This window comes from Acinetobacter sp. 228, assembly GCF_048147885.1.
This window is the reverse complement of record NZ_JAYWYV010000237.1, coordinates 1-1,449: the sequence shown is the minus strand read 5'-3', so window position 1 is coordinate 1,449 and position 1,449 is coordinate 1. Positions and strand designations below refer to the sequence as shown.

The window sequence follows — 1,449 nt, the reverse complement described above, 5'->3', positions numbered from 1 at the left end:
AAAGAGGCACCTGCATCTGCGCCTTTACCATGTTGCACTAAAATTAATGCAATCATTAGTACTGCTAAAATAATATGTACAACAAGTACAAAAGAGTGCATACCCTATCCTCGTTATTTGCTTTGCGCGAAGGCTTGTACAATTTGATAAAAAGATGCTGCATTTAATGAAGCACCACCCACCAACGCACCATTGATATCTGGACATGCAGCTAACTCAACAGCATTTTCAGCTTTTACACTACCGCCATATAAAATAGCAATATTTGAGCCTGCCGGTGTAAGTTGGCATAAGCCTTCACGAATTTTAGCGTGCATCGCTTGCGCATCTTGCGGAGAAGCTGTTTTACCTGTACCAATTGCCCAAATAGGTTCATAGGCAATAACCACTTGGTTTTGCCATTGTTCAGCAGTTACTACAGGTGCAATATCACAAATTTGCTGTAGAACAACTTGCTCGGCCTGACCTTGCTCACGTTGTTCAAGGCTTTCGCCCACACAATAAATGACAGTCATACCCGCATTTAATGCATTTTGGAGTTTTGCCTTCAAAATTTCAACGTTGTCACCAAAAATATCACGACGTTCAGAGTGTCCAACCAGTACGAAATTAATTTGGCTATCTTTTAATAGTTCTGCACTGACTTCACCAGTATAAGCACCTGTACCAGCAACACGTGATACATCCTGTGCAACCGTATGTACCGTTCTTGCAGCATCCTGTAATTGCGCTTGTACCGTTGTAAGGGCAATAGAAACAGGGGCAACGCCCACATGGCAGTTTTCATCTGCAATTTGGTTTTGTTGCAATAATTGTTTAAATTCTTCTATAAGTTGGTTGGCGTTGGCACGCATTGGATTCATTTTCCAGTTACCAACTACCCAAGGCGTAATCGTCGAACCCGACATACTGCTCACCTTTCATCAAAAATGCAGCACATTCTACACGCATTTATACAAATTTCAGATACTTTTCTTTAACGCGATTACTCATATCTTTTCTAGTGTTTGAAATTAAGAAAAAACTTTACTTTATTAAAAGTCCGACATTCTAAAAATTAATAAAGAAAAACTACGACTGGTTCAAGCTTTAATAGGCTGAGTAGGACCCGAGCAACACTTTCTAAGGTAGTAATTTTACATAACAAAAGTATAATTTTTCATATACCAATTATAAACACATTAACATAGGCAGGCAGATGTCAGCATTACATACATCTCCAAAATTTACGGGGTTTTTTCGACGTTTAGTCGAAGAAAAGCATGTGTCGGCAGCGACCATGCAAACTGCATTAGATGCAGCGAAAAGAGCTAAGCAGGACACAGTCGCATATTTAATTGAAGAGGTTCATCTCTCCCCTTCATTATTGGCTGAAACAATTTCTGCTGAGTTTGCTGAACCATATTTCGATCTGGATGTTTATGACACTTCTCAGATTCCTAAAGATCT

The 1,449-nt window shown here is 39.5% G+C and carries 2 protein-coding genes and 1 pseudogene; 1 reads left to right on the top strand and 2 read right to left on the bottom strand.

The window, feature by feature from the left end; all coding sequences use genetic code 11:
• Positions 1-101 (bottom strand): preprotein translocase subunit SecG (gene secG / locus VXQ92_RS17760; protein WP_416682697.1); only part of this gene is annotated, 101 nt, incomplete at its 3' end.
• A gap of 12 nt (positions 102-113) precedes the next feature.
• Positions 114-908, bottom strand: coding sequence for a triose-phosphate isomerase (gene tpiA, locus VXQ92_RS17755; RefSeq protein WP_000016932.1), 795 nt, complete (start codon positions 906-908; stop codon positions 114-116).
• A 290-nt stretch (positions 909-1,198) separates the two neighbouring features.
• Here tpiA and VXQ92_RS17750 point away from each other — a divergent pair.
• Positions 1,199-1,449: pseudogene (locus VXQ92_RS17750) on the top strand (type IV-A pilus assembly ATPase PilB); the annotation flags it as partial.

Bases quoted from the DNA above. Each gene is read 5' to 3' on its own strand.
- tpiA (WP_000016932.1), bottom strand. From the start codon at position 908: ATGTCGGGTTCGACGATTACGCCTTGGGTAGTTGGTAACTGGAAAATG.